The organism is Gottfriedia endophytica, assembly GCF_017814275.1.
Lineage (GTDB): Bacteria > Bacillota > Bacilli > Bacillales > Bacillaceae_G > Gottfriedia > Gottfriedia endophytica.
Genome location: NZ_JAGIYQ010000004.1, coordinates 261,068 through 286,477, shown reverse-complemented (window position 1 = coordinate 286,477; position 25,410 = coordinate 261,068). Strand labels below are relative to the sequence as shown.

Annotated in this window: 23 protein-coding genes; 5 read left to right on the top strand and 18 right to left on the bottom strand. The window is 31.8% G+C overall.

Translation table 11 applies throughout. The features are described 5' to 3' along the window. Positions 1 to 415 precede the first annotated feature (415 nt). Together secA2 and J5Y03_RS08040 are read left to right on the top strand one after the other, a co-directional pair. The gene (gene secA2, locus J5Y03_RS08045; RefSeq protein ID WP_209404376.1) at positions 416 to 2,797 is read left to right on the top strand and encodes an accessory Sec system translocase SecA2; all 2,382 of its coding nucleotides are present in this window, start codon (positions 416 to 418) and stop codon (positions 2,795 to 2,797) included. Further along, entirely contained in the window at positions 2,781 to 3,683 is a 903-nt protein-coding gene (locus J5Y03_RS08040) for an accessory Sec system S-layer assembly protein (protein ID WP_209404374.1), read from the top strand. The genes secA2 and J5Y03_RS08040 overlap by 17 nt, the downstream gene beginning before the upstream one ends. Positions 3,684 to 3,747: 64 nt before the next feature. Here the strand turns inward: J5Y03_RS08040 and J5Y03_RS08035 are convergent, their stop codons facing one another. Then, positions 3,748 to 4,305, bottom strand: a complete 558-nt coding sequence (locus tag J5Y03_RS08035) for a competence protein ComK (protein WP_209404372.1) — start codon at positions 4,303 to 4,305, stop codon at positions 3,748 to 3,750. Positions 4,306 to 4,623: 318 nt separating this feature from the next. Between J5Y03_RS08035 and J5Y03_RS08030 the strand changes: the two genes are divergently transcribed. Then, complete coding sequence (locus tag J5Y03_RS08030) at positions 4,624 to 5,163, top strand: sigma-70 family RNA polymerase sigma factor (RefSeq protein ID WP_209404370.1); 540 nt, start codon at positions 4,624 to 4,626, stop codon at positions 5,161 to 5,163. A 50-nt stretch (positions 5,164 to 5,213) separates the two neighbouring features. Here the strand turns inward: J5Y03_RS08030 and J5Y03_RS08025 are convergent, their stop codons facing one another. After that, entirely contained in the window at positions 5,214 to 5,777 is a 564-nt protein-coding gene (locus tag J5Y03_RS08025; protein ID WP_209404368.1) for a hypothetical protein, read from the bottom strand. 231 nt (positions 5,778 to 6,008) lie between these two features. On the opposite strand from J5Y03_RS08025, the gene J5Y03_RS08020 reads away from it, so the two are divergent. Together J5Y03_RS08020 and J5Y03_RS08015 are read left to right on the top strand one after the other, a co-directional pair. Next, positions 6,009 to 6,164, top strand: coding sequence for a hypothetical protein (locus tag J5Y03_RS08020; protein WP_209404366.1), 156 nt, complete (start codon positions 6,009 to 6,011; stop codon positions 6,162 to 6,164). 81 nt (positions 6,165 to 6,245) lie between these two features. Then, positions 6,246 to 7,799: a right-handed parallel beta-helix repeat-containing protein gene (locus tag J5Y03_RS08015; RefSeq protein ID WP_209404364.1), complete on the top strand. Its 1,554-nt coding sequence runs from the start codon at positions 6,246 to 6,248 to the stop codon at positions 7,797 to 7,799. 358 nt (positions 7,800 to 8,157) lie between these two features. On the opposite strand, the gene J5Y03_RS08010 is transcribed toward J5Y03_RS08015, so the two are convergent. The 16 genes from J5Y03_RS08010 to J5Y03_RS07935 all read right to left on the bottom strand — a co-directional run bounded on the left by J5Y03_RS08010 (position 8,158) and on the right by J5Y03_RS07935 (position 25,408). Next, on the bottom strand, positions 8,158 to 8,847 hold the full coding sequence (locus J5Y03_RS08010; protein WP_280849747.1) for a CpsD/CapB family tyrosine-protein kinase: 690 nt from the start codon (positions 8,845 to 8,847) through the stop codon (positions 8,158 to 8,160). Continuing rightward, positions 8,807 to 9,556, bottom strand: coding sequence for a YveK family protein (locus J5Y03_RS08005; RefSeq protein ID WP_209404362.1), 750 nt, complete (start codon positions 9,554 to 9,556; stop codon positions 8,807 to 8,809). The genes J5Y03_RS08010 and J5Y03_RS08005 overlap by 41 nt, the downstream gene beginning before the upstream one ends. 146 nt (positions 9,557 to 9,702) lie before the next feature. Beyond that, positions 9,703 to 10,470 (bottom strand): tyrosine-protein phosphatase, encoded by a 768-nt coding sequence (locus tag J5Y03_RS08000; RefSeq protein WP_209404360.1) that lies wholly within the window; start codon positions 10,468 to 10,470, stop codon positions 9,703 to 9,705. Between the two features lie 40 nt (positions 10,471 to 10,510). Continuing rightward, a complete protein-coding gene (gene rfbD / locus J5Y03_RS07995) occupies positions 10,511 to 11,380 on the bottom strand; it encodes a dTDP-4-dehydrorhamnose reductase (RefSeq protein ID WP_209404358.1) in 870 nt (289 codons plus the stop codon). Between the two features lie 3 nt (positions 11,381 to 11,383). Beyond that, complete coding sequence (gene rfbB, locus J5Y03_RS07990) at positions 11,384 to 12,403, bottom strand: dTDP-glucose 4,6-dehydratase (RefSeq protein WP_209404356.1); 1,020 nt, start codon at positions 12,401 to 12,403, stop codon at positions 11,384 to 11,386. A gap of 11 nt (positions 12,404 to 12,414) precedes the next feature. After that, complete coding sequence (gene rfbC / locus J5Y03_RS07985) at positions 12,415 to 12,966, bottom strand: dTDP-4-dehydrorhamnose 3,5-epimerase (RefSeq protein WP_209404354.1); 552 nt, start codon at positions 12,964 to 12,966, stop codon at positions 12,415 to 12,417. A gap of 23 nt (positions 12,967 to 12,989) precedes the next feature. Beyond that, positions 12,990 to 13,883, bottom strand: a complete 894-nt coding sequence (gene rfbA, locus J5Y03_RS07980; RefSeq protein WP_209404352.1) for a glucose-1-phosphate thymidylyltransferase RfbA — start codon at positions 13,881 to 13,883, stop codon at positions 12,990 to 12,992. 14 nt (positions 13,884 to 13,897) lie between these two features. Then, positions 13,898 to 15,100 (bottom strand): beta 1-4 rhamnosyltransferase Cps2T, encoded by a 1,203-nt coding sequence (gene cps2T / locus J5Y03_RS07975; RefSeq protein WP_209404350.1) that lies wholly within the window; start codon positions 15,098 to 15,100, stop codon positions 13,898 to 13,900. Further along, on the bottom strand, positions 15,100 to 16,491 hold the full coding sequence (locus J5Y03_RS07970) for a glycosyltransferase (RefSeq protein WP_209404348.1): 1,392 nt from the start codon (positions 16,489 to 16,491) through the stop codon (positions 15,100 to 15,102). The genes cps2T and J5Y03_RS07970 overlap by 1 nt, the downstream gene beginning before the upstream one ends. After that, entirely contained in the window at positions 16,488 to 17,642 is a 1,155-nt protein-coding gene (locus tag J5Y03_RS07965; protein ID WP_209404346.1) for a hypothetical protein, read from the bottom strand. Before J5Y03_RS07965 ends, J5Y03_RS07970 begins: the two co-directional genes overlap by 4 nt. Positions 17,643 to 17,646: 4 nt before the next feature. Then, positions 17,647 to 18,885 (bottom strand): glycosyltransferase family protein, encoded by a 1,239-nt coding sequence (locus J5Y03_RS07960; protein ID WP_209404344.1) that lies wholly within the window; start codon positions 18,883 to 18,885, stop codon positions 17,647 to 17,649. A gap of 108 nt (positions 18,886 to 18,993) precedes the next feature. Beyond that, positions 18,994 to 20,199, bottom strand: a complete 1,206-nt coding sequence (locus J5Y03_RS07955) for a polysaccharide deacetylase family protein (protein ID WP_209404342.1) — start codon at positions 20,197 to 20,199, stop codon at positions 18,994 to 18,996. Beyond that, positions 20,180 to 21,388, bottom strand: a complete 1,209-nt coding sequence (locus J5Y03_RS07950) for a hypothetical protein (protein ID WP_209404340.1) — start codon at positions 21,386 to 21,388, stop codon at positions 20,180 to 20,182. Before J5Y03_RS07950 ends, J5Y03_RS07955 begins: the two co-directional genes overlap by 20 nt. Beyond that, on the bottom strand, positions 21,389 to 22,888 hold the full coding sequence (locus tag J5Y03_RS07945) for an oligosaccharide flippase family protein (RefSeq protein ID WP_209404338.1): 1,500 nt from the start codon (positions 22,886 to 22,888) through the stop codon (positions 21,389 to 21,391). It lies immediately after the preceding gene. Between the two features lie 34 nt (positions 22,889 to 22,922). Beyond that, entirely contained in the window at positions 22,923 to 23,999 is a 1,077-nt protein-coding gene (locus tag J5Y03_RS07940; RefSeq protein ID WP_209404336.1) for a glycosyltransferase family 4 protein, read from the bottom strand. 50 nt (positions 24,000 to 24,049) lie between these two features. Next, entirely contained in the window at positions 24,050 to 25,408 is a 1,359-nt protein-coding gene (locus J5Y03_RS07935; protein WP_245208808.1) for a phenylacetate--CoA ligase family protein, read from the bottom strand. Positions 25,409 to 25,410 lie beyond the last annotated feature (2 nt).

The window sequence follows — 25,410 nt, the reverse complement described above, 5'->3', positions numbered from 1 at the left end:
AAAGTATGCTTTTGAGAGGACATATCGTATGTCATCAAAAGACTTTTCCAAAAATTGCTACATTGTGACATTATTTTCTAAAATGTCTAACAACGATAGTATACATCATCTGAAAATGAATTTGTAGATTTTTTTCTAAAAATTAGTAATAATTTTAAATTACAAAGTTTTCAGTAATGTTACACAATCCTTGGAGTCTCACACTTGTTTCATCGTCGCCAATTCATTTTTTTAGAGTGTTTTGTCGTTTTTTTTTTAAAATGAGTCAATTTTCCTAATCTTTGTCGAAAAATATTGTGTAAACAGTTGTGTTTTTATTTATTTTCAGTACTTTCTAACTTTTTGCGTATTAGATTAGTCGTTCATATGATACATTTATAGAATAAAATGATTACCATCCTAGGAGGGAACTTCATTGTTTAAACCAATTCAAAAGCTTGTTGCAAATCGAAAGTTAAAAGAATATCAAAAACTAGTTCAAGAGATTAATAAATTAGAAGCTCACTATGAAAATTATTCAGATGAAGCATTACGCGAATTAACACATAAATGGAAACAACAACTTCAATTAAATGAAACAACTATTGATCAAATTAAAATTCATGCATTTGCAGTCGTTCGTGAAGCTTCAAAACGCGTTCTAGGTATGCGCCACTATGATGTACAGCTGATTGGTGGTCTTGGTTTGCTAGATGGGAATATTTCAGAGATGCCTACTGGTGAAGGTAAGACGCTCGTCTCATCTCTTCCTTCTTACACACGTGCATTAGAAGGAAAAGGCGTCCATGTTATTACAGTTAATGAATATTTAGCAAAACGTGATGCTGGGCAAATTGGGAAGATTCATACGTTTCTTGGATTATCAGTCGGACTAAATGTTCCAGATCTTCCATTAGAAGCAAAGCAATCTGCATACAATGCTGACATCACATACGGTATTGGAACGGAATTTGGTTTTGATTATTTACGTGATCATATGGCAAGTACAGCACTGGAACAAGTTCAACGTCCGTATCATTTTGCGATCATCGATGAAATTGATTCAATATTAGTTGATGAAGCAAAAACACCACTTATTATTGCTGGAAAAAAATCAGCACAAAGTCATTTATATTTAATATGTGCTCGATTTATTCGTACTTTACAAAAAAAATCGGATTATTTATTTGATGAAGAATCTAAATCAGTCGCATTAACGGAAGATGGGATTACAAAAGTTGAGCGTGCCTTTAGCATTGATAACTTATATGATTTAGAACATTCTACTCTCTTCCACTACATACACAATGCATTACGTGCAGAAGTTCTATTTGAAAGAGACGTGGACTACATTGTTCATGAAGGTGAAATTCAACTGATTGACTTGTATACAGGTCGCGTCATGGAAGGACGTTCATTAAGTGATGGACTCCACCAAGCAATTGAAGCAAAAGAAGGATTAACTTCAACGGAAGAAAATCATACCGTTGCAAGTGTCACTATTCAAAACTACTTCCGTCTATATCCCATTTTGTCTGGTATGACTGGTACAGGAAAAACGGAAGAAAAAGAATTCTTAAAAGTTTACAATATGGAAGTTATTCAAATTCCAACGAACCGACCTATTCTTCGACAAGATCGTGAAGATATTATTTTTGAAAAAACAGAACAAAAACTGGCTGCTGTTTTAGAAGATGTTAAAACTCGTCATTCAAAAGGACAGCCAATTTTATTAGGAACCACTTCCATTCTCCAGTCAGAAATCATTGCTGATCTTTTGACGAAAGAAAAGTTATCATTCCAATTATTAAATGCTAAGTATGTTGAAAAGGAAGCAGAAATGATTGCCCAAGCTGGACAAAAAGGGATGATTACCATCTCTACGAACATGGCTGGACGTGGGACAGATATTTTATTAGGTGAAGGTGTCGCTGAACTTGGTGGATTACACGTCATTGGTACAGAACGCCATGATAGTGAGCGTATTGATTTACAGCTTCGTGGCCGCGCAGGACGTCAAGGTGACCCAGGTTCATCCCAATTTTATTTATCATTAGAGGATGAATTATTTATTCGTTATAATCCTGAAGGTCTTGAAAAGTTGAAAAAACAACTAAAATACGATGAAACAGGTAGAGTCCATTCGGCAAAGATACATGAATTTGTAACAACTACACAGCGTTTATGTGAAGGAAATCAATATTCTGCTCGCGAATGGTCACTAAAGCTTGATGGTGTTGGCAATGAGCAACGCCGTGTGATTTACCAGCTCCGTGATAACTTATTACATCATGGTATTGAATTAGATTGGATCATTAAACAAATTGAAGATACAACTAAAAAAGTTCTAGATACTTATTTCCCTGAGGATTCTATACGTGAAGACTGGCAAATGCTTGATGGAAAATCAACTCTTGAGCGACTCATTCCACCACTTCACATCTGTGAAGATGCAATGGAAGATCGTGAAGATATAGTAGAGGTTGTATTTGAAGCAATGAAAGTCTATTTCGAATTACTACGTGGTTTAAATGAGGAACAACTTGAACAATTACTAGACAGTATTCAAGTGATTGCTGTCAGTATCATTGATAATCATTGGACAGAGCATTTAGATCGTCTTCATCAATTAAATGAAGGTATACACTTACGACAATACCAACAAGAAGATCCGATTCGATTATACGAATTTGAAGGATTCCGTTTATTCGAGCAGACATTTGGACAGATTCAGCGTGAGATTCTTTCGAACGTCTCAGATTTTTTCCAATATATTGTGACACCTAAGGAGGAAGAGGAACATGCTATCATCGATTAAAGGTTTATTTAAAAAAGGAAAAGACACAACAGTTTCATCAAAAGATTTATTCAAGCATGGTGAAGAGGAACAAGTGGCGACGATCGAGTCTGAGTCTGGCTCTGACCAAGAAGAAATTTTTCCAACCATCTCATTTCATCCACTCATGATGTTGGAAGATGAAAAGCGATATGTGTATCAATTTTTAAGTAATGAACTGCCACCTTTAAAACCAAATCAAGTGTCCTTATCGGCAATTGAGTTAGTTAAAGAGGAAAATGGAGTAAGCGTACTAGCATTCGTTCGAAACAGTTTACCAAAGTCTTTTTCGCTTCAAAATGTCATGTTACTTCTATTAAATGAAGAACGTGAGCTTTTAGCGAAAAAGCTATTCACTTTAGAGGATTTAGGCGAACTGCCTGCATGCAGTTCTAGACCACATTCATTTTTCTTTGAAACTGATACATTAACAAAAGAAGAAATGCCTGAATCAGGTTTCCAATTATTATTTGATTTAAGTACAAGTGTTCACCGTTTAGCTTTAGAGCCATCATGGGAGGAAAGATTGTCTGAAGATCAAAAACAACAACTTAGTGAGCTTGTAAGTAGCCTTCCAAAGCTTGGTGAAAATGAAGTAAGCTTCCATGCTGTAAATGCTGGACTTCAACCTGATGGAACTCTAGCTGCTACATTACTCGTTCGAAATGGTGCGAAACAAGCAATTAATCTAGAACAATTACCACTTGAGTTAATAAATGAAAATAACGAGCTGATTGCAAGTGGTTCATTTAAATTACCACCATTAATCGTTCAACCAAATACAAGCAAACCTTGGACATTTATCTTCCCAGCAGAACTTGTCCAACTAAGAGAATTTACGAAATGGAGAATCCGAGTTCCTCAGTAATTTCATAACGTATGTAAAGCCCCCTTTTTCACAAATCTGTGAGATTGGGGGCTTTCTTGTTAAATCAGTTGAAATCTTTCGGTTTTATGTATCTAACTTTTATGATTCTTCCTTTTCTAGGCATTCGATGGCCTTGTTTTTGTAGCGCCATGACCATATATGTATTGAAGCTTTTTTGTTGCAGAATTAAACATAAAGCCCCTTTTTCAATTTGTTTTACAAGGGCATTACGTGAGATTGGTAGTTCGATTGCTTTTCCATTGGATAGTTTGATAATTGAATGACTTTTGTGAGTTTTAATGTTTCTGCAAAATGCCATATTAACCCATACGCAATTTGGATGAGACGGTGAATGTGTTGGAATCATAACGAAGGTAAAGAAAGGACTAATGACAACAGGTAATTTATTCATTTTTGGATAATTATAATCCATTGCTTTTCGCTGACCATCAATAGTAAAGCCGTTTAACATAAGTGCATGATTAATTAGCGTAAGTGCCTTAAATCTTGAGTACACGATCCCTAATTTCCTATCATAAATCCTCGTTAAATACTCAGGCCGATCAGATATTCCTAGTAAAACAGTATTCCTATTTAAATCATAATCTACACCATTTGACACAAACATCTCTCCTTTTAACTTATTTAACAATTCTGATTATAACAAATGTTTTCTCCCTAAAATTTTAACCTTTTGTGAACAAATTTCATTTTTTGACACAATTTATTCAAAAATTATGTAAAAGATTGCTGAAAATCGATATTTCTCATTCAATTGACACTCAAAAGACATCATTTCCTCTAAGGAAAATAGCCTATTTTACAAATACCGACACATGAAAATGAACTGTTTCTTCATATGAAAATTCATCTCTATTTTTCTAAAGTGAAGTTACCGCGGAATACAAAATGGCGCGCCGAAGAAATGAAGGCGAAGGAAATGGTCAAGAACGGAACGAACGAGGATTTATTGAAGGCGAGGAGCGACAACTTTAACAAGTCAAATGGAAAACCTGAAACATTTGAAGCATGTTTAACACAATATGAACCGATGATCAAATCACTCATTAAAAAAATCCGAGTATATAAGCAATTTGAAGACTATTACCAAATTGGGCAAATTGCATTGTGGCAAGCATACGAAAACTATAATGAGGAAAAAGGAACGTTTACTACATTTGCTTATGTTACAGTTCGAGGGAAGATGCTGAATCAACTTTCAAAGGAAAGATTATACGAAGAACGATTTGTTCCAGTGGATGTGTATGACGAACAACCGTATATTCAAGACCAAGAAGCAGCCTTTTCGTTTGAACAGTTTGTCTCTTTACTTAAAGGCATATCACCGCTTCAACAACTAATCTTAATCGATCGTTTCTATTATAATATGAGTTTTCAAAAAATAGCTGCAAAAACAGGAATGCCTGAAAATAGTACAAGGTCTAGCTATCGGTATGCACTAAAAAGATTGAGAAAATAAAAAATAAAGCGAAGCCTCACTCGTTATTAATGGTGAGGCTTCGCTTTTTCTCAGTATTTATATTTAATATCAACTACAACCGTTGCTTTTTTATTATGGCTATTAAATGGTGGCAGGCCTTTCAAATATTCGCATTCTATAAAAAGCGTTTTTGTTTTATTTACTGGTAAATTGCCTAAATGTAATGGTTTGAGTGAAAGTTCAAATAGAGAAATTTGCTTGTCACCGCTCAAATCAAAACCTTGCTGAATAAGCTGTTTTGTAGAGATATTCTCTCCCCCAAATGACAAACGATTTACAATTAAAAAAGCACCCATTCGGTTTTGCTTTTTCTCTAATAACATCAATTCCATTGATAGATAAGATATGTCTACATTGCCTGCATTCTTCAGTTGTCTTTTTATAACATATAATGTGCCATTCTTTTCATTGTCCTTAATTGTAAATAGATCAGTAGAAGAAGGCTCTTGGTTTTGAGTGTTTAGTTGAATTGTAGCAGGTGGTGTAACTGTCTTTGAAGTTGAAACTTTGGAGTAAATGAACGTGAACACTGCAATGATAACTACCGCTAAACCAAAGATTAGGCTCCTTTTCCCAAAGTTGTTTCTTTTCAATTTCACCACATCCTAATACTCTATTTTTATGGATCTGCTAAACAACAACCTGTCCATTATTAGTGTATTCAGTTGGAGGGGTGATTAGACTTAGATTAGGCATTGTTCGATGAAGAATGTCAATCTTATAAAAAAGAAGAAATTCGTAGTGGAGAATATAAATCTACCTCCATTTCTTAAAGTGTGATTTTTCATATTATTTATATAACCTAAACGATTGAAGGTGAAATAATGTCCCAAATTTCAAGGTTAAAAGTATTTAAACCTTGTACAAAATTACTTTCTGCTGAGGTAAATGCCGAGTTTGAAAACCTTTTAAACGCATTTAATAATATTAATAAAAATATTAAGATTACAATTCAAATAGCAATTCCTAGTACAATTTGATTTCGCCAAATGGTACGAAATGGACTTTGTTTATTGATGATAAAAGTAACTTAAAAACTGCTCAAATTTAGGAGGAGCAATATGGCTAACCAATTTACTTCAAGTGATTTACCTTATATTAACGTAAAAGACTTTGGTGCTAAAGGTGACGGTGTGACAGATGATACATCAGCAATACAAAACGCCATAAATAGCTTAGGTTCAACAAATAGCACAATCTACCTTCCATATGGGACTTATAAAATCAAAAATACACTTACATTAAGTGATAGTAAGAGTATGATTGGATTTCAATCTGTACTTGTAGGAATTGGTACAAATAACGGTATTTTGACGGGTAATAATAACTACTTTGAAGGGATAGAGTTTCGGAATTTTAATTTTGCAATTTGGGCAAATGGTAAAACATCTGTTTCTGTTCAAAGATGTAGATTTATTTCTATTAGTGGTGTAGCAATCTATTATTACGGTTCTGATTCATCTTTTGTGAAGAATAGTTATTTTTACAATATAGCAAAAGATAGTCTTAACATTGATAACAACGCCTATAATATTGCGATTGAAGGAAACGAATTTAACAACCCTAGTTTATATGGTGGGTATTCTTCAGCACAAATAACGGCTCATGTTAATGTATTAAATGGTTCAGATATAAGAGTAATCAATAACAAAGTTTTTAATAATGGTGGACAAGGTATTATTTTTGGAGTAAATAAGGCCGGTTCTACTAATTGTAAAGCGATTGGAAATATTGTTGAAGGAAATGGACAAGAAGGAATAACTTGCTTCGGTGGTAGTAGTTTCCTAACTTCTAATAACATCATTATAGGAAATACTTGTAGAAATAATAGATTTCATCAAATTGAGATTTGGCAATCAAATAAGTGTATTGTAGAGGGGAATATCGTAGAAGAAAATGCAACAACTGGGAACATTGGAGCGATTACATTATATCAATCCTATTTATCAAAAGTAGTGAATAATACTATTTTAAACGCTGCAAACAACGGTATTGGTATTGTAAGAGGAAGTGATAAATGTATTGTTTCAAATAACCATATTCTTGAAACGAATTTAGGTAATTTTAGTAATAATTATCAAGGTAATGGGATATTGATTGATTCTAACGGTGGAAATGACCCAACAAATATTACAATTACAAATAACACGATTGATGGGATAAGTCCTAATTTATCAACTAAATTTGGTATCTATTCAACAAACAACGTAGATAAAGGTAATTTAATAAACAATAATAGAAGTTTTGGGTATAAAGCAACTGTTCATTCTTTTGCTCTTTCGAGTTGCTATAACGTAAAATCTGCTCCACCGACTTCAGGGGCATGGCAAATATTGGATACTGTAGGAAATATTAAATTAACGCCAGGTAGTTATGCTGGATGGATATGCACGACTGATGGTATTGCAAACAATGTACCGTGGACCGCAAAAACGGCAATGTCGTTAGGTAAACAAGTAAACGCTAATGGAAATGTGTACCAATGTACTGTACCTGGAACAACAGGCACAATTGCTCCTTCCCATACGTCAGGTACTGCAACAGACGGAACGGTAACATGGAAACGACTTAATTCATTAGCGGTATTTAAGCCGTATGGGTCGATTAGTTCATAAAAAAAGGGGGTAAATATGGCGAAAAATGGATGTTCAAATGAAAAATGAAAAAGATACACCAGGTGGTTATCCTGGATTAGATTAGACGACAGGCAAATTAATAAAAATACTATTTACTGTTTTGATTACCTATACAATTTGGTAGATAGATTTTCCTTTTCTTGTTCAACTATCCTGCCCTAGTTGAATAAGAAAAGGAATTATTTTAAAAAAAAACATATTCCAAAAAAGAATATGTTCCTTTCTAATTGGTATGATTTTCATTCCGGAAGATTATGAAAAATTTTCAGGATGTTATTGAAAAAAATCCGATTTACTATGAAAAATCACATAAAGAAATAGAGGCAGTTTATTTATCTTAATGATAATATCCATAATCGTGACTTGTTTTCACTTTCTTCTTATTTAATACGGTTCCTAAAATCTTAGCTGAAATTCCATCGATCATCGCTTTGACTTTCTTTAAATCTTCTATTTCAGTGCTACCACTTTTTAAAACGAGTATTAATCCATCAACAATACCACCTAATACTTTCGCATCTGTTACAGGAAGTAAAGGTGGAGAATCAATTAGAATGATTTCATATGAACTCTTTAGTGATGTCAGTAGGCTTTTCATTGAATTTGAGCCAAGTAATTCAGATGGATTTGGTGGAATCGGACCTGATGTAATGACATCTAAATCTGGAATATCTGTATTATTAATACAGTCTGCTAATTGAGATCGCCATGACAGCACTGATGATAGCCCTACTGAATTTTTTAAATTAAATATATACTGTAGAGTTGGTTTTCTTAGGTCCGCATCAATGAGTAATACCTTTTTACCTTGCTGAGCAAATGCAACTGCCAGATTCGAAACTGTCGTTGATTTCCCTTCCGACATATTTGCTGAAGTAACCATAATGGTTTTTACGATTGTATCGACAGATGAAAATTGTATGTTTGTACGGATTGTCCGATATTGCTCCGCTACAACACTCATCGGTTCATCGATCATCGTTAATTTAAGAGAATGCTTCGAGGTTTTTTTCTTCCTCCTGGACAAGTGCCACACCTCTCTTTTCTCGCTTTTTTCTTTTCCTTCCACTATCATGAACAGTTCCTAAAAAAGGAAAATCTAGTACCTTCTCGAGATCTTTTTCATCTTTTATTGTGTTATCAAGGTAATGAAGTAAGAACGCTATCCCTACACCAACCATTGCCCCCACTACAAAGCCAATCGCCAAGTTTAACTTTTTCCTTGGACTAACAGGGGCTAACTTTTTTTCTGGATCGGCTTTCGTTAAGATCGACACATTATTAATACTCATAATGTTCGGTATTTCTTGCTTGGCAACATCTGCAATTGTGTTCGCTATGAGGATAGCTTGTTTAGGATTTTTACTCTTAACAGTTATATTCATAACTTGAGAGTCTTTTTCGCTAGACACCGTAATTTGATTTTTCAATGCATCGGCAGATAAATTTATATCTAATAAACTATTTACTTTATCTAAAATAGAAGGACTAGTAATGATGACAGTATAGGTGTTAATTAATTGTAAGTTTGTTTGAATGTCATTCGATTGATAGACCGTTTCGCCCGCTTTCTTCTCATTCACAAGGATTTGAGATGATGCTTCATATTGAGGAGTTAGAATATAGTAGCTAAGTACCCCTGCCACTGTAGTTGATAGAAGGATGGATAAAATGATAATGAGTAATCTCTTTTTCAAGACTTGATACAATTCTTTCAAACTAATGGTCTCTTCCATAGTCTCCTCCTACGTCTTACTTCTACGTTTTAGTAATCTATATTCTTTGTTACGTAATTATAGCACGCAGATAATGAGCGAAGACTGAATAGTAAGACAAAAATTCCTACACAAATTTTAGTAATCTTACAAAATAGTATTCCTATTTAAAACATGTTTGGGAAAATCCTCCGAGTTATTGGCATTGGTTGTCGCTTTTTAATACTACTTCCTGAAAATACTAACTGTGCATTATCCTCAAACGAACGTTTAGTGTGCTCTCCAAATGTTTTCCCTATCTTTTCATATGCTTCTCTCATAAAAAAGCCACGGCCCGAGGTATTGTGAGCATCAGAAGCAATTACATGAGCTAAATTATTTTTAACTAATTGATACGAAAACTTTTGAACTTGTTTCCCAAACTTACCGCTCAAACTACCAGCAGTAATTTGAGTTAATGCCCCTGCTTCTACTAACGTGCATAACAAATCTGGATTACTATGAAAAATTGCATTTCGTTCAGGATGGGCAATTACAGGAATAACATCATCACAAGTTAAGTTATAAATCAACTGTTCAGCCGTTTCAGGGACAAAGGTTGATGAAAACTCAACTAATAGATACTTTCCTTCTTCATCTAAATAACAATATTCACCAGCAGAAAATTCATCTTCAAATGCACTCGTCACTCTAATTTCATGGCCTGGAAAGATTTTTAGAGGAATATTTTGACTTAGTAATTCTTCATTTAAAGCTTGTACAGATTCCTTAACCATACTTTTTGTAACATTGTAGGATTTACTTCTAATATGTGGAGTCGCAATAATGCAGTTGATCCCTTGTTCAACAGCTTGACGTGCCATTTGGAGTGAAACAGTCATGTCTGTAGCTCCATCATCTAGTCCAGGAAGAATGTGACAATGTAAATCGATCATTTGCGTTTCTCCTTTCTACAATTTACAATCCTTTCATTAATCATCCTTTATAAAAAACTTTCTCTTTTTCTTTTAAAACTTCTATAAATAGTTGAGTAGATTCTTTCCAATGCGGAAGTATTTGAAATCCATTATTCTCTATTGTACTGTTTGCCATTACAGAGTATTTAGGGCGATTAGCAGGACGAGGAAATTGATCAGTTGTAAGAGCGATCACTTTTGTATCCAGACCTGCTTGCTTAAAGATTTCTTTCGCAAATTCATACCAAGTACATTGCCCTGAATTCGAGGCATGATAAGTACCATACTTTTCACTTTGAACTAATTCGATAAGAAACTTTGCTAAATCAGCTGTGTAAGTAGGAGATCCCGTTTGATCATGCACAACACCAATCTCATCTTTCTCTTTTGCTAAACGAAGCATCGTTTTGACGAAATTATTTCCATATAACCCGAATACCCAAGATGTTCGAACAATAAAGTACTTTTCACAATATTGTTTTGTATACTTTTCACCAGCTAATTTTGATTCTCCATAGACTGTTTGCGGATTTGGCTTATCTTCTGTCGAGTATGGGATCTTATTTTCTCCATCAAAGACATAATCCGTACTTATATAGCAAAATTTTGCACCTATACTAGCCGCTGCTTTGGCTATATTTTTAGTACCTTCACCATTTACTCGAAATGCATCATCTCTATCTTTTTCAGCTTGATCTACTTTTGTATACGCTGCAGTATGTATGATTACATCTGGGTTAAACCCGGTAATAACTTTTGAAACTTGTTCAACGTTTGTAATATCTAATTCTGCTTTCCCTAACCCGTAAATAGCCCAAGGATACTTTTCTATATGAACAATCAAGTCTTGACCCAACTGTCCTTTTGCACCCGTTACTAGCACTCTCATATGCTATACCTCAAGTCTTTGAGAATATTGTTTTTCAACGTATTGTTGATAGTTCCCAGAAATAATATTTTCCGACCAACTTCTATTATTTTGATACCAGTCGATTGTTTCTTTAATCCCTCTTCCAAATGTATAGATTGGGATCCACCCTAATTCTTTTCGTAGTTTTGTAGAGTCAATTGCATAGCGTCGATCATGGCCAGGACGATCTGCTACAAATTGAATCAGTGACTCTGGTTTATCCAATTGTTTCAAGATTGTTTTAACAATTTCAATGTTCGTAAACTCGTTGTTTCCACCGATATTGTATACTTCACCATTTCGACCTTTAAGTAGAACTAAATCGATCGCTTGGCAATGATCTTCAACATGTAACCAATCACGAATATTTAATCCATCGCCATATACAGGAAGTGTTTTATCATTCATTGCATTAATAACCATAAGAGGAATTAACTTTTCAGGAAATTGATATGGACCATAATTGTTCGAACAACGAGTGATATTGATTGGCAAATTAAATGTTTCATGATACGCACGAACTAACAGATCCGCTCCAGCTTTACTTGCACTATACGGACTATTCGGTGCTAGCGGTGACGTTTCAGTAAAATAGCCAGTCTCACCAAGTGTTCCATATACTTCATCCGTAGACACCTGTAAGTATTTTTGTACTTTATATGTTTGGGATACATCTAATAGAATTTGTGTTCCTAGAATATTTGTTTGTATAAATAGATCAGGCTCTATAATACTGCGGTCAACATGAGATTCTGCAGCAAAGTTTACTACATAATCAAATTTCTCTTCTTCAAATAAATGATTAATTAATTCACGGTTTGTAATGTCACCTTTAACAAATTTATAATTGCTGTATTCTTCAACGTCCTTCAAATTCTCTAAATTACCTGCATACGTCAAAGCATCTAAATTTACGATGAAATAATCAGGATATTTTTTTACGATATAACGAATAAAATGACTTCCAATAAAACCTGCTCCGCCCGTGACTAAAAGCTTCATACCTGTTCCTCCTAAATTTTAAAATCATTATCTGCCTCAGATAATACAAGATGTCTTGAATCTTTATCAGATAAGATTGGAGATGAAGTTGGCCAATAAATACCAATTTCAGGATCGTTCCATAAAATACCTCGATCGTGTTCTGGAGAGTAAAACTCATCGACCTTGTAATGCACTTCTGTATTTGATACTAATGTACAAAAACCATGGGCAAATCCTTTAGGTATGACTAGTTGACGTTTATTATCTTCACTTAAAATAGCACCTACCCATTTCCCATATGTAGATGACCCTTTCCGAATATCTACAGCCACATCAAAAATGGCACCACGGATCACACGAACAAGCTTTGTTTGCGCTTTATTTTCTAATTGATAATGCAATCCGCGTATCGTTCCTGCTTCTACAGATAAAGAATGATTATCTTGAATAAATTCGAAGTTAATACCATAGTCTTCTAGCACTTTCTTATTATAGGTTTCCATAAAAAAACCTCGATGATCTTTATGCACTTTTGGTTCTAAAATATATACATTTGGTAGTTTCGTTTCAATTACTTTCATAGAAATCCACCCCCATGCATTATTTAAAAATAGATCGGCTGACTATGTTTGCTTTGATTAACAAGACGGAAAAGATATTGACCATATTGATTCTTTTTCATCCCCTCAGCAATCAACAGTAACTGTTCACTTGAAATATATCCTTTACTAAAGGAAATTTCCTCGAGACATGCTACCTTCAGACTTTGACGTTTTTCAATTGTTTCAATAAATTGTGATGCTTCTAATAAAGATTCATGCGTACCTGAATCTAACCATGTAAAACCCCGTCCTAAAATTTCAACATGTAGGCTATCTAACCCTAAATACACTTTGTTCACATCCGTAATTTCTAGTTCTCCACGTGCAGATGGTTCGATATTTTTAGCAATTTCCACGACACGATTATCATAGAAATATAATCCTGTGACAGCATAATGTGATTTTGGATTAGTAGGTTTTTCTTCAATAGAAATCACCCTACCATACTCATCAAATTCAACAACTCCAAAGCGTTCTGGATCATTTACGTAATATCCAAAGACTGTTGCACCCTCTTGCCTTTCAGCTGCATTTACTAATAATTTCGTCAATCCATGACCATAAAATAGGTTATCTCCAAGTATTAAAGCTACCGAATCATCACCAATAAACTTCTCTCCTATAATAAATGCCTGGGCTAGTCCATCTGGAGAAGGCTGAACAGCATATTCCAGATGAATACCAAGTCTTGCTCCATCGCCTAATAACTCTTTAAAACGTGGTGTATCCTGAGGAGTAGAAATGATTAAAATATCTCGTATCCCTGCTAACATTAATACGGATAAGGGATAATAAATCATTGGTTTATCGTAAATGGGAAGTAATTGTTTCGATATTGCTTGCGTTAAAGGGTATAAACGAGTACCACTGCCACCAGCCAAAATAATTCCTTTCATAGAGAATGGCTCCTTTATGATATAAAAAGAGATTCTACCATTGGATGGATTTCCCCTTTTACATTTTCTTTTATAAATACGGATTCATACTTGTCTACAATTTTTTCCCATGAATACTCATTGATGATACGCTTTTTCGCTTTTTCACTTAGTTGATCAATCGTTGTTTGTGAGTATTTCTCCACTTCATGGATCAAGTTAGTTAAAGAACCTTCCTGCTTAGAAAAATAAACTGCTCCATCTTCTCCTACTTCCTTATTAAAAATAACGTCTAACAATAGATTGAGTTTTGTGGAAGCTAAAGCTTCTAATAAGGAAGGATTTGTTCCACCTACTTCGTGACCATGAAAATAAGCAAATGCATTTTCTCTAATTTTCTTTAGCAGTTCTTGGTCATAAACTGTCCCAACAAATTTAATACGAGGGTCCTTATCAAAATTTGTCTTCGCTAATAAATCATCATAAAGATGGTTCTTTTCAACATTCGAAATAATTACAAAATCATTTTTACTATTAGACCCCATAAATTCTCGAATCATTATTTCATAATTATTCTCCGGTACAAATCTCCCAACTACTAAATAATATTCATTTGATTTCACATTATGACTTGTATACCATTCATCCAAAGCTGCATCATCAAAAAGAACAGATGGACTGACATCTGCACCATAGGCAATAAATGTTGTTTTCGGTATATATTGTCGATAGTCTGCTAGAATATATGATTCAATTCCTTTCGAATCACAAACTAATAAGTCAGCATGCTTCACCATTAACCGTTCCGATAATTTCCAATACATTCTAATCAAGGCATTCCATTTACTTCTCTTCCATTCATGGCCATCTGGATTTACGAAAACTGTAACCCCCATTTTCTCAAGCTTTCGTTTGTAATAAGAGATAAATGGACCAATACGACAAGCCAAAATATAGATGATACAATCTGTTAGATTATGTTGCTTAATATATTTAATCGATTCTCTTAAACTTAATAAATCATAAAGAACCGCTCTAGCACTTCCTATTTTAGGAACTTTCACATTGAAGCATCTTGCTCCGTTATGTTCAAATTCTTGATTATCATCAACTAAGCAGGATACATGATATTGAATAGAACTATTTTTCTTTTTAGCTGTTAAACATTCAACAAATGTTTCAAAGCCTCCGTACTTAGCAGGGATTCCCTTTGAACCGATAATAAATACATGCTTCATTAAGAACCTACCCCCACACCTACTTGTTTGTACAAGTTTATGATTTCATTCGTATGTTCATTCATAGAGTAGGAAAAATTTATATTCAATAGATTGGCATTAATATCCTTTAAAATGGTTCGATTTTCGATTAAATGATTTAATTTGTTTGCTAAATCATTTTTATTTATCGTAAAAATCATCCCTGTTTTCCCATCTTCTATCATATCCTTAAAACCTACATTCTCTGATACAAGTGTAGGAACTCCATATGACAGTGCTTCTAAGCCAATAAAACCAAAAGTTTCCTTCCAAAGACTAGGGATAACTAAAACATCAGTATTAGAAAAAATAGCATGTAGATCACTATATTGATATTTTCCATTAAAAGTAAAATATCTAGGATCATACGTATCTAGATCGTTCATAAAATCTCCATATACATTCAAATGCCAATTCTCTTGCCCATTTTCTAGTAATTGCTTTAAACTATCCTTTAAAAAATAAAAACCCTTGTATTGATCTACAGGGCCTAAGTAAGTGATATTTAATGGTTTAGTTGGATTGTCTTCTATAAAATAGGTTTGGCGATTATCTATAATATCGGAATGACTGATTGAAATGACTTTTCCTTCTACGTCTAAATACTTCCCGTACTGCTCTTTCGCTACTGAACTATTAAAATGAAAATAATCCACTAGTTTCAACATACTTAAATAATAATTACGTAAGTCTATATATTGGTTAGCTAAACGATGATCTATTTTTGATGAAGTATTATTTTTAGTAGGTATCTCTACGTTCTTTTTTGATTGATTCTTTTTGATATACCTCAGCGATTTAACAAGCTTACTATTTTTTAAATATCTATAAGTATATGATTGCATGACATGAATCATTGGAGTACTCAAAGCATGAACATTACAATCTAAGCATTTCTGTCCATCATTAAAGTCTTCGCAAACTCTATTACAGCTATCGATTAAATTCACCTTTGGACAAAGACCAAAATAATCATGTGTAGTAAAGATTATTTTTAACTCTAACTCTTTTGCTGCTTCAAAAAGTTCTTTATGTACACCCATTAATGTATGGATGTGAAGTACATCAGGTTTTAGTTTTTCAAGAAATTCTACGTATACTGACTTATCCACTTTTTTCATGAATAGATCAGGGCGATTGATTCCATTTAATAATGAAACTAGGTTGGGATTTATAAGCTCGTATACATTAATTCCTTTATACGATTTATTTTGTTGAATGGATAATGAATATGGGAAAGTGAATCTTCCTGGATATAAAAGATAGACTTCATGATTAGTTGATTGTTCATGCATGAGATCAACTGAATATTTTGTAAGTCCACCGGTGCGATATGGGGATAGTCCTAGGGTTACGTGTAAAATTTTCAAAGCCGCTCTCCCTTTGTTTTCATAAAATAGTTATTACAAATAATTCCATACACTATCCAATTCACTGGATTTGTATAATAGCCGCCAGCAACTTGGTAAATTACAATAAATACTAATAAACCATATTTAAGAATACCTTCTTCTTTTTTTATCCTTCTTAGAAGGAAGAGTAATAGAAAAAGTAAAGTTACAATTGAAATGATTCCACCTTCTCCTATGAAATACATAAAAGAATTTGATATTACATCTACTAATCCATAAGCACTGTAAATACTTCTTGTTAAATCAGTATTAAGATTTCCAAACCCGACACCTAATCCATTAGTCTTTTGTAACATTTGAACCATCACTTCATAACTAGTATTAAATCTATAAACAACAGATCCATCTTTTCCATTAAAGATATCTACAACTCTTAAATAAAAATTATTTTTACTATACATTAAATATATGAGTGTACTTACAGAGACAAAAAATAATAAAAAGCTAATTAATATCCTCTTAATATTAAAAGACTTAACTAATTTATAGAGATAAATTGTAACTATCCCCAAAACTAAACTTACAATTCCACCCATTCCAGCAGACAAAACAATTAATAATGAATTGCTGATTAGATATAGAATGATTTTCCGTTTTTCTCTAGCATTATTATCTAATAAGAGAAAAGAAATTAATAACACCGCTACTAATGCAGCGTGAAAAGATAACTCACTTGGTTCATAATAAAATAGTTTTAATCTTGTTTGATTATAAGAATTTACAAAATCATTCATTCTCCATAACATTGGCACTTTAAAAACCAAACTAATTGGAATAAATAATAGAAATAGAAATGAAGTTTTATAAACAATATTCCTTAAAAACTTTAAATCAAATATCATTTCTTTTACATAAACAAATAAGAATAGATTAATATACATTTTTGCCAAATTAATGATAAGCCTTAATAAAATAATATCAGGATTTAATACAATTTGAAGACAACCATACAATATAATCACATACATATACTTGATTACTTCTAAATTACGTTTTTTACTATTAATAAAATCTTTAAAAATCAGTACTAAGGCTAACAAATAAAATAAATCAAGATTGGCATCTAAAAATTCATGAAAGAAATAAAGCAAACTAATTAATATTTCCATTTAGTTACACCTTACACTTAGATTTTGATAATACTCCCATTATATATTGAATAATCTTCTCTGCTTGAATTTCTCTAGAATACTTTATACGATCTGAAAAATGGTAATCATAATTGATTAGATCGATTAATTTCATTGCAATATCTTTTCTATCATGTTCAGCACATTCTCCATATTTAGATTGTATAAGAGATACTAATTCTTTGTCTTCCGTTACTGCCAAAATGGGTTTACATGCACCAATGTATTCAAATGCCTTACCAGGAATAGCGTAATCACTACCCTTTTTGTGTGTAATAATCACTGCAATGTTACTCTTTTTTAGATACTCAACTGCATTTTTATGTGGTAGAGTTCCAAGAAGATTAACGTTAACTCCATTAGAAACTTTAAACTCATTTATTCCTTCGATTGCCTCTTTATCCAAAATACCTATTATATTGAAATCTACAAAAATACCTGTTTTGATATGAAAATCCATTAAACCATATATAAATTCTTTAATATTTCTACCTTTATATATGGACCCTATATGAGCTAAAACCAGTTTATTATCTTTTACTAAAACGGATTCATATTTACTATCTAAAAATAATTCATGATCATACCCATTTCTAATTATGGTAATTTTGATATCTGGCTTTAAATCTTTGTAGTAATTATATATACCTTGGGATAGTGCAATAATTCCGTCAGAGTACTCTAGCATAATTTTTTCAGCCTTTTTTAATGCAAAAGTTGGGTTCCCTGTTCCGATCTTATTATTTAATATGTCACGTACTTCAACTATAGCGGGCAAATTGGGATATTTTTTTTTAATATCCTTTAAGATAAATAATCCATATATATCTGGTACAGTAACAAAAATTGCATCTACAGTATTTTCCGCTAAATAAAGATCCAATTTATTAAACAATGCACGATTTGCTTGTTTAAATTTGTATTCATTATATTTATAATTTCTCCAAGAAGATAAAACCCATCTATTTCTTAATAATTTTTCCAAAGGTTTTTTATTGGGGATCGATTCTTTGGCATTAAAATTCTGAGAATAAATATTGTTAGGGGTTAAATACTTATAATTTATTATTGAAAATTTACTCTGTTCTTCTCCTAGTAATTTATTATTAATGGTTACAATGTTCATATACTTAGCAAAGTACTTCATCAATCCAGTATATCTAACAGATGCAACAACTGGTTGTCCTTCAATATAGTCTGAAATCATTAAGACCGTCTTCATTTTGTTACTTCCCCCGATAATTAGTTTGTAGAAAACTATCTCTTCAAAGTCTAATAAAAACAAAAAAAGAGAAGTAAACATTCACCTCTCTTTGCATCCTAAATCTATTTAAATAATTGAATATTCACCATCTTGAATAGGTAAATTACAAATCGAACCTTCTACATATATTACACTCTGATCAGGAAGCACTAATTTAAAGTCTTTTCTTTCATCAAAGTTAACTGTTATAACACCAGGTTCAACACCTTTGCTAATTTTTTGTTGTACTATAAAACTATTTGTATCAACAGAAGTAATGCAAATATTTTCCCTAAGACATACATATTTAGCCAACTCTGTTCCCGTACAATACCAAACATTTTTTGTATTTAGGTATTCGAATATTCTTTTTAAACTCTCCGTATCATCAAAAATATTTGGACTTTGTCTTCTACCATCATCTCGTGATGGAGCTATATGTTCTTGAATACTAATGACAAGTTTATTCATTAGTAGGTAATCTATCTGCTCTAGTTTCTTATATATTAAATAGGTTTTTAGTATTCTCTTCGCAATCCCTTTAATGGATTTAAAGTTACTATTATAAATGCCAGTTAATAACGCTCCATTAACTGTTGAAGGGATATCTATTACATTGTTCTCTCCAAAAAATTTAACATCATAATTTGTTAAAGGATTACCATCTTTACCTGTAAAATCTGGTACTATCTCCTCTTCTACTCCTCGATTCCAATATCTGCACCACCATAGAAAATCTGTATGATCTATACTAGTATCCGAAAATTGGTTGCTAGCGTACCCACAATACTTTCCACCTTTTGGCATAACACCTATGGCATTCTCATATATCTTTTTCCCATACTCGATTGTTTGAACCGCTTCTTCTAAACTATTAAATAATTCCCATTCTTGTATAAAATCCAAGTTTGTATTTCCAACTTGTCCATGAGTTGTTCCGTGGTATGCAATTTCATATTTTGGATTTTGGTGTATATCCCTAAAAAATGATTTCGTTTCTTCATCGCAATCAATTCTTTCAGATATTGAAGGAATTGACGAATTTTTAATCATTCCTAATCTTCTTCCTACAGGAACAAAAAAAGTAGTTTTAACTTCAGGAAAATTTTTTAGAACGACTTCATTTAAATATCTAAAGGAAGAGTTATCGGCATTTTTCCAATACCCCCAATCTTCACCTAGATCAAGTTCTCCATTACAGTTCGTATCTACCCATACATTCGCAAGATCGTCTACCATCAATAAAACAGGACAATCTGCATTGTTGAACCATTTACAAATTTCTACTGCCATATTTAAACACACCTTGTTTGTTGTAAGATACAAACCATTTGATGAGTGACTTTATGAAATGTAGCCTATATTTTAATGAAGGTACTAAATCTTTTTTATCATAATACATAGAAAATGAATTTTTTCTTGATATATGCCTAATCATTTCTTTAAACGTAAGATTTTTATTTTTAACTAATTCTAGTAATCCACCTTCATAATAAATAGAAATATCTTTTTTCACTTCAAAACTTTCTCCAGTGTTAAGATAATTGCCACTATTAATCATTTCTAAGGGTATACTTTCAACGGTTTTTGCCGCATATTTGAGTAATCTGCACCATTGCGTTGGACGTGAGTTAATTTCTAGTAATTTATAGGAATGATCTTGTGTGTCATAGATAAATTCTAATTCTGCAAAACCATCATATTGAATTTGGGATAATATTTGCTCTGCATAAAGCTTCAATTCCTCAGAGTCTATGGAATGGCCTAAAACAGAAGTACCAAATAGATCACTATAATCTCTTTTAAAAGTGCAATAAGCTAAAAATCCATTTTTATAATATCCATAAATTGAAAAAACTGGTCCTTCAATATATTCTTGAACAAGTATGCTGTCATACACTTGGATTAAGCTTGGTTTATGCTCATAATACTCTTTCAAAGAATGGATCTTTATTACTTTGGTATGGAATAACTCAAAAAACATATTATTAAATATTGTCTTAGGTTTAACAATTACTGGATAATTACTTGTACAAAATAGTTCTTCTAAGTGTTCAACGGAGCTAATAAAGCTGGTTTTAGGAATTTTGATGTCTAACTCACTCATCTTTTTATAAAATAATTCCTTATTTATTAATAACTCAATATTTAAAGGGTTAGAAAATGGAAAATAAAAGTACTTTTCTAATTCATGATAGTACTTTACAATCAATGAATTAATATAGTCACTACAACTGAAAATCATATACTTGTTTGGATTCTCTTTGCCAATACTGATTAATACGTCAATAAAGTCTTCTTCATAGTCATTCCAATTAGGAACTCTAATCTTGCTAATTACATATTTCGAAAGATAGTTAAGTGACCATTTCCTAAAAAAACAGAGTGTTATGTTTATACCTTTTTCTCCAATGTTTCTAATTAAACTTAGTTGTGTAGCACTTTCTGTATCAAAGGTTAATACTTCTATATTACCGTTCATTTATTTTCCTCCAGAACTGATCCTTTGCATACTATTCATAGTTTTCTTTTTAAATATCTTCGCTAAAATAGATTGATAAAATGTTAGTAGATCTGTTCGTTTTATTACTCCAATTAGTACACATAATAAAAAATAGCTAACTAGTAAGAAAATTGATAATAGAGGATCTATCCATATAGAAAATCCTTGGAGCGATATTAGGTAATAAACAATATACAATGCTATGGAAACTAGATAAATATTAACGATAGGGCTCTTTTTATAACGGATATGATACATTGGAAGAGATGCTTTTAAATAGATGAAATTGATAAATACGTAGGAAATTAATGTCGCAATTGCCGCTCCATACATTCCCCAAGAAGGAATTAATAGGAGATTTAAAATAATATTAAGGACTCCACCTGAAATCATGATTGGACCATCTAAATACGTCTTATTTCTTAATTGCATGCCTAAACAATAAAAACACGACTTTCCATATAAAAAATAAGAAAATAGAATTAACGGTATAATTTTATAAGCTTTAAGGTATTCTGCTGTAGCAAATAAGGTTAGTAATATCTTGCTATTAAATGAAATGGCTAAAATAACAAAGCAACCAATAAGATGATACATAAGAAAAAAACGATTGAATTTCTTCTCGGCATCAGAATCCTTCCATATTTCAAATTTATAAGGTGTAAATATTTGCTTAAAAGGTTCTACAAATAAAGGATTAATTAAAGTACCGAACTTATATCCCATTGAATAGATCCCCGTTTGACTTACTCCTTTAGCACTGCTTAAAAAGTATCGATCAGATAAATTTAAAATCGTTGCAGCCATTTGTGAAGGGAGAAATCCTCCACTAAATGTAAGCATTTCTTTTAACATCTTTTTATTTATATTGAATTTGTAATTTCCTAAATTTTTAACAATTAAATAAACTACTATTATAAAGTTACTGATCACATACCCTTTATACACACCTATAACTCCATCTTCATCTAATACGAAATAAATAATTAGACTACATTCAAGTATTAATTTTACTAAATTAATCAATACTACCTTCTTAGCTTCATATCGTAGTGAATAATCACAAATAAACAAAGTTATAAACTGGAATAAAATACTTCTTGAAATGGTTAATATGAGTAATCCATATGAATTTTTAAAATGAAATATTAATGGAGAGGTAAATTTACCAATAACTAAAACCAGTAAAAATACAAATAATGACATGATTATAGAAAAGTTAATAGCTGTATTTTTTAATTCGATTCTATTTATTCCTTCATATTCTTTATGAAATCGAATATAGCCTGAATAGATACTAAGAGTAGTAAAAGCACTTATAAAATCAAAAACAGTATCAACTAACGAAAGCTGGCCAAAACCAATTGTACCTAACTCCCTTGTATAAATAGGAAGCAAAAGAAAAGCTATTATTTTTGAAAGAATTTGTCCAATTGCATAGATTATACCTAGTTTTAAAAATGATTTTTTTTCACTCATTTTTTCACCATTCTACTTATTTCTATTATTATATTTACTTTCCACTGATACTTTTGTAAGTATCATAGAGCTCTTGAAAATAATCTGTTGACTCATATGTCTCTAATTTTCGTTTATACTTTTCATAATTGTGGATCACACTAGCAGTCGTATTATATAAATCGTTTAGATCTCCGGATTTAAATAAAATGGTTTGTTCGGGACGCGTACATACATCACTAGCAATTGACGGAATGTTATAATGTATAGCTTCAGCAATTGAAACACCATATCCATCACTTTTTGTTGGTCTAATAAATAAATGACTTCTGCTCAAAATTGGATAAAATTCCGTATCCTTCGTTTCATAAAATAGAAAGTTGCTCTCTAGTTTGTTGTCTTTTATTTTTTCTTTTATTTGCTTATAGTACATTCTTTCTTTTTCATTCTGACTATCTCTATCTAAAACAACAAAAATTAAGCTAACTTTAATCGAATTCTTAAGTAATCTATTAACTAATTCAACTAATAAATCTACTCCATACAAATCTTCATCTTTATAAAACCTTATACAACCATTAGCAGTAATGACAAACTCGCTGTTATTTATAAAATCCCATACAAAATTAGGAATAGCTTCAATATCTTGTTTATCTTCAAATGGTTTGATAAACGCTGGCAAAGTCTTTAATTTAGCAGCATTAAAGCCCAAATCAATTAACTGCTTAGTATTTTTTTCATTAACACAGATAACCTGATCGATATAACGTAATCCCTTTAATAAGAAGAATTTTACTAATCTATTAGAGTTGTTGATTTGATCAGCTAAACTTTCACCGTGTACTGTTAAGATTATTTTTTTCCCTAGAAGTTTATACACTCCTAAAAGAATTCTCATTTTTAGACTAATGGAATGAAAATGAAACACATCAGCTTTTAAAAAGGGGATTTTTAAAACAAATAATTTATAAGAGTGGATTGGGTACACATTTTCAGCTTCATTTTCCACATTTGCCTCATTATAGATATTACATTCTACCCCTTTAGAGATTAGTTGCTTTTTAACTCTTTTTATATGAACAGAAATACCACCTACAGGAGGTGGCAAGGGGCCAACTATATTAACTTTCATAATACTTCTCCTTCGTAAGAGTATTCGACGTAAAGTATATTCAAGATTATTTACTTTTTAATCTTAGACACCACAAATCTATGTTTCTGATTAGATGGCCGCTCAATTTGATTTACTAATGTTATATAGATGTTCATCTTTGTATCTATTCTCTTTTGAAGTTCAGCAACAAATCTATTGCCCTCATCTTTCTTATACGATTTTGAAGGAACAATTAACACTTCTAATTGCTCATAATCGTGTTGGACTAATTGCATTTCTTTAAAATTTGGAATGTAGTATATTGCAAAATCCAATATAGTTGGTGAATAAAGTTTACCGTCTTTCGTAATTAAAAAATCACCTGAACGTCCATCGATTTCTTTTATACTTACATATGGTTTATTACATTTATTTTTATAATTACTTCCTGACATTGTCGCTATATCAAACGTTTGATAACGTATTAGAGGAAATGCATAGTTATTAAAACTAGTTCCTACAATTTCAGTTAAATGATTCTCTACATCATTACTATTACCACTTTTATCTAAAAATTCGATAACTCCATACTCTGGTATAACATGATACATTTTACATATTGGACAATACTCCATTAAAGCTGTACGCTCAGAATGCCCATAATAATCTATTACTACTGTTGAAAATGCTCTCTTTATTTCATCCCTTTGAAAATCATACATTTTTTCAGATGAACAAAAAATAGCTTTAAAGTTTGGTATTTTTCTAGATAAATCATGCTCATTTATATATTTAGAAAGTAAGTAGATTAAAGATGGATATGCTTGAAGGTAGGGTGGTTTATATTTATTTATTATTTCTATAATGCCTTTCATTTTATGATCATTGATATTCCGAGTATTTATTGAAATAAGTTTTTTATAAGGATTATATTTATATAGTTTTTCACTACTTTCAGCATCTCCTCTTAATACCAAACACAATTGATCATTGTATCCATAATTGTTCCAAATCCGATGAAAAAATGCCATTTCTCTATTAACTGTAGTATGTGTATCAAAAAATTCCATAGGTCCTGATGTTGTTCCACCCGTACTAATTTTGTTAAGTTGAGTAAAATTAAAGTTTTTCGCTATAAATTTATCTTTATTATTTTTAATAATTTCCTTGTTTATAAGTGGCAGCTTTTTTAAATCTCCTGTATCTTGAATATCTTCTACTCTTATTCCATACTCATTAAATACTTCTGTATAATACGGAACATTTTCATACGCATGCTTTATCAATAATTTTAATTGCATATTTTGAAATTCTGATATTTGGGTTGAGTCCCATAATTCAGACTCAGCTAGAAATTTTACATAGTCTTTGTATTCCTTATTTTCTATTAAATTCTTTGGAAGCAATGAAGCTGCATATAGTAGCGGAACCTTCATCCGGTTCGGCATTT

Excerpts from the sequence above, each read along its gene's own strand:
- J5Y03_RS08040 (WP_209404374.1), top strand. The coding sequence starts at position 2,781 with ATGCTATCATCGATTAAAGGTTTATTTAAAAAAGGAAAAGACACAACA.
- J5Y03_RS08030 (WP_209404370.1), top strand. The coding sequence starts at position 4,624 with ATGGTCAAGAACGGAACGAACGAGGATTTATTGAAGGCGAGGAGCGAC.
- J5Y03_RS08020 (WP_209404366.1), top strand. The coding sequence starts at position 6,009 with ATGTCCCAAATTTCAAGGTTAAAAGTATTTAAACCTTGTACAAAATTA.
- J5Y03_RS08015 (WP_209404364.1), top strand. The coding sequence starts at position 6,246 with ATGGCTAACCAATTTACTTCAAGTGATTTACCTTATATTAACGTAAAA.
- J5Y03_RS08005 (WP_209404362.1), bottom strand. The coding sequence starts at position 9,556 with ATGGAAGAGACCATTAGTTTGAAAGAATTGTATCAAGTCTTGAAAAAG.
- J5Y03_RS08000 (WP_209404360.1), bottom strand. The coding sequence starts at position 10,470 with ATGATCGATTTACATTGTCACATTCTTCCTGGACTAGATGATGGAGCT.
- rfbD (WP_209404358.1), bottom strand. The coding sequence starts at position 11,380 with ATGAGAGTGCTAGTAACGGGTGCAAAAGGACAGTTGGGTCAAGACTTG.
- rfbB (WP_209404356.1), bottom strand. The coding sequence starts at position 12,403 with ATGAAGCTTTTAGTCACGGGCGGAGCAGGTTTTATTGGAAGTCATTTT.
- rfbC (WP_209404354.1), bottom strand. The coding sequence starts at position 12,966 with ATGAAAGTAATTGAAACGAAACTACCAAATGTATATATTTTAGAACCA.
- rfbA (WP_209404352.1), bottom strand. The coding sequence starts at position 13,883 with ATGAAAGGAATTATTTTGGCTGGTGGCAGTGGTACTCGTTTATACCCT.
- cps2T (WP_209404350.1), bottom strand. The coding sequence starts at position 15,100 with ATGAAGCATGTATTTATTATCGGTTCAAAGGGAATCCCTGCTAAGTAC.
- J5Y03_RS07965 (WP_209404346.1), bottom strand. The coding sequence starts at position 17,642 with ATGGAAATATTAATTAGTTTGCTTTATTTCTTTCATGAATTTTTAGAT.
- J5Y03_RS07960 (WP_209404344.1), bottom strand. The coding sequence starts at position 18,885 with ATGAAGACGGTCTTAATGATTTCAGACTATATTGAAGGACAACCAGTT.
- J5Y03_RS07955 (WP_209404342.1), bottom strand. The coding sequence starts at position 20,199 with ATGGCAGTAGAAATTTGTAAATGGTTCAACAATGCAGATTGTCCTGTT.
- J5Y03_RS07950 (WP_209404340.1), bottom strand. The coding sequence starts at position 21,388 with ATGAACGGTAATATAGAAGTATTAACCTTTGATACAGAAAGTGCTACA.
- J5Y03_RS07945 (WP_209404338.1), bottom strand. The coding sequence starts at position 22,888 with ATGAGTGAAAAAAAATCATTTTTAAAACTAGGTATAATCTATGCAATT.
- J5Y03_RS07940 (WP_209404336.1), bottom strand. The coding sequence starts at position 23,999 with ATGAAAGTTAATATAGTTGGCCCCTTGCCACCTCCTGTAGGTGGTATT.
- J5Y03_RS07935 (WP_245208808.1), bottom strand. The coding sequence starts at position 25,408 with ATGCCGAACCGGATGAAGGTTCCGCTACTATATGCAGCTTCATTGCTT.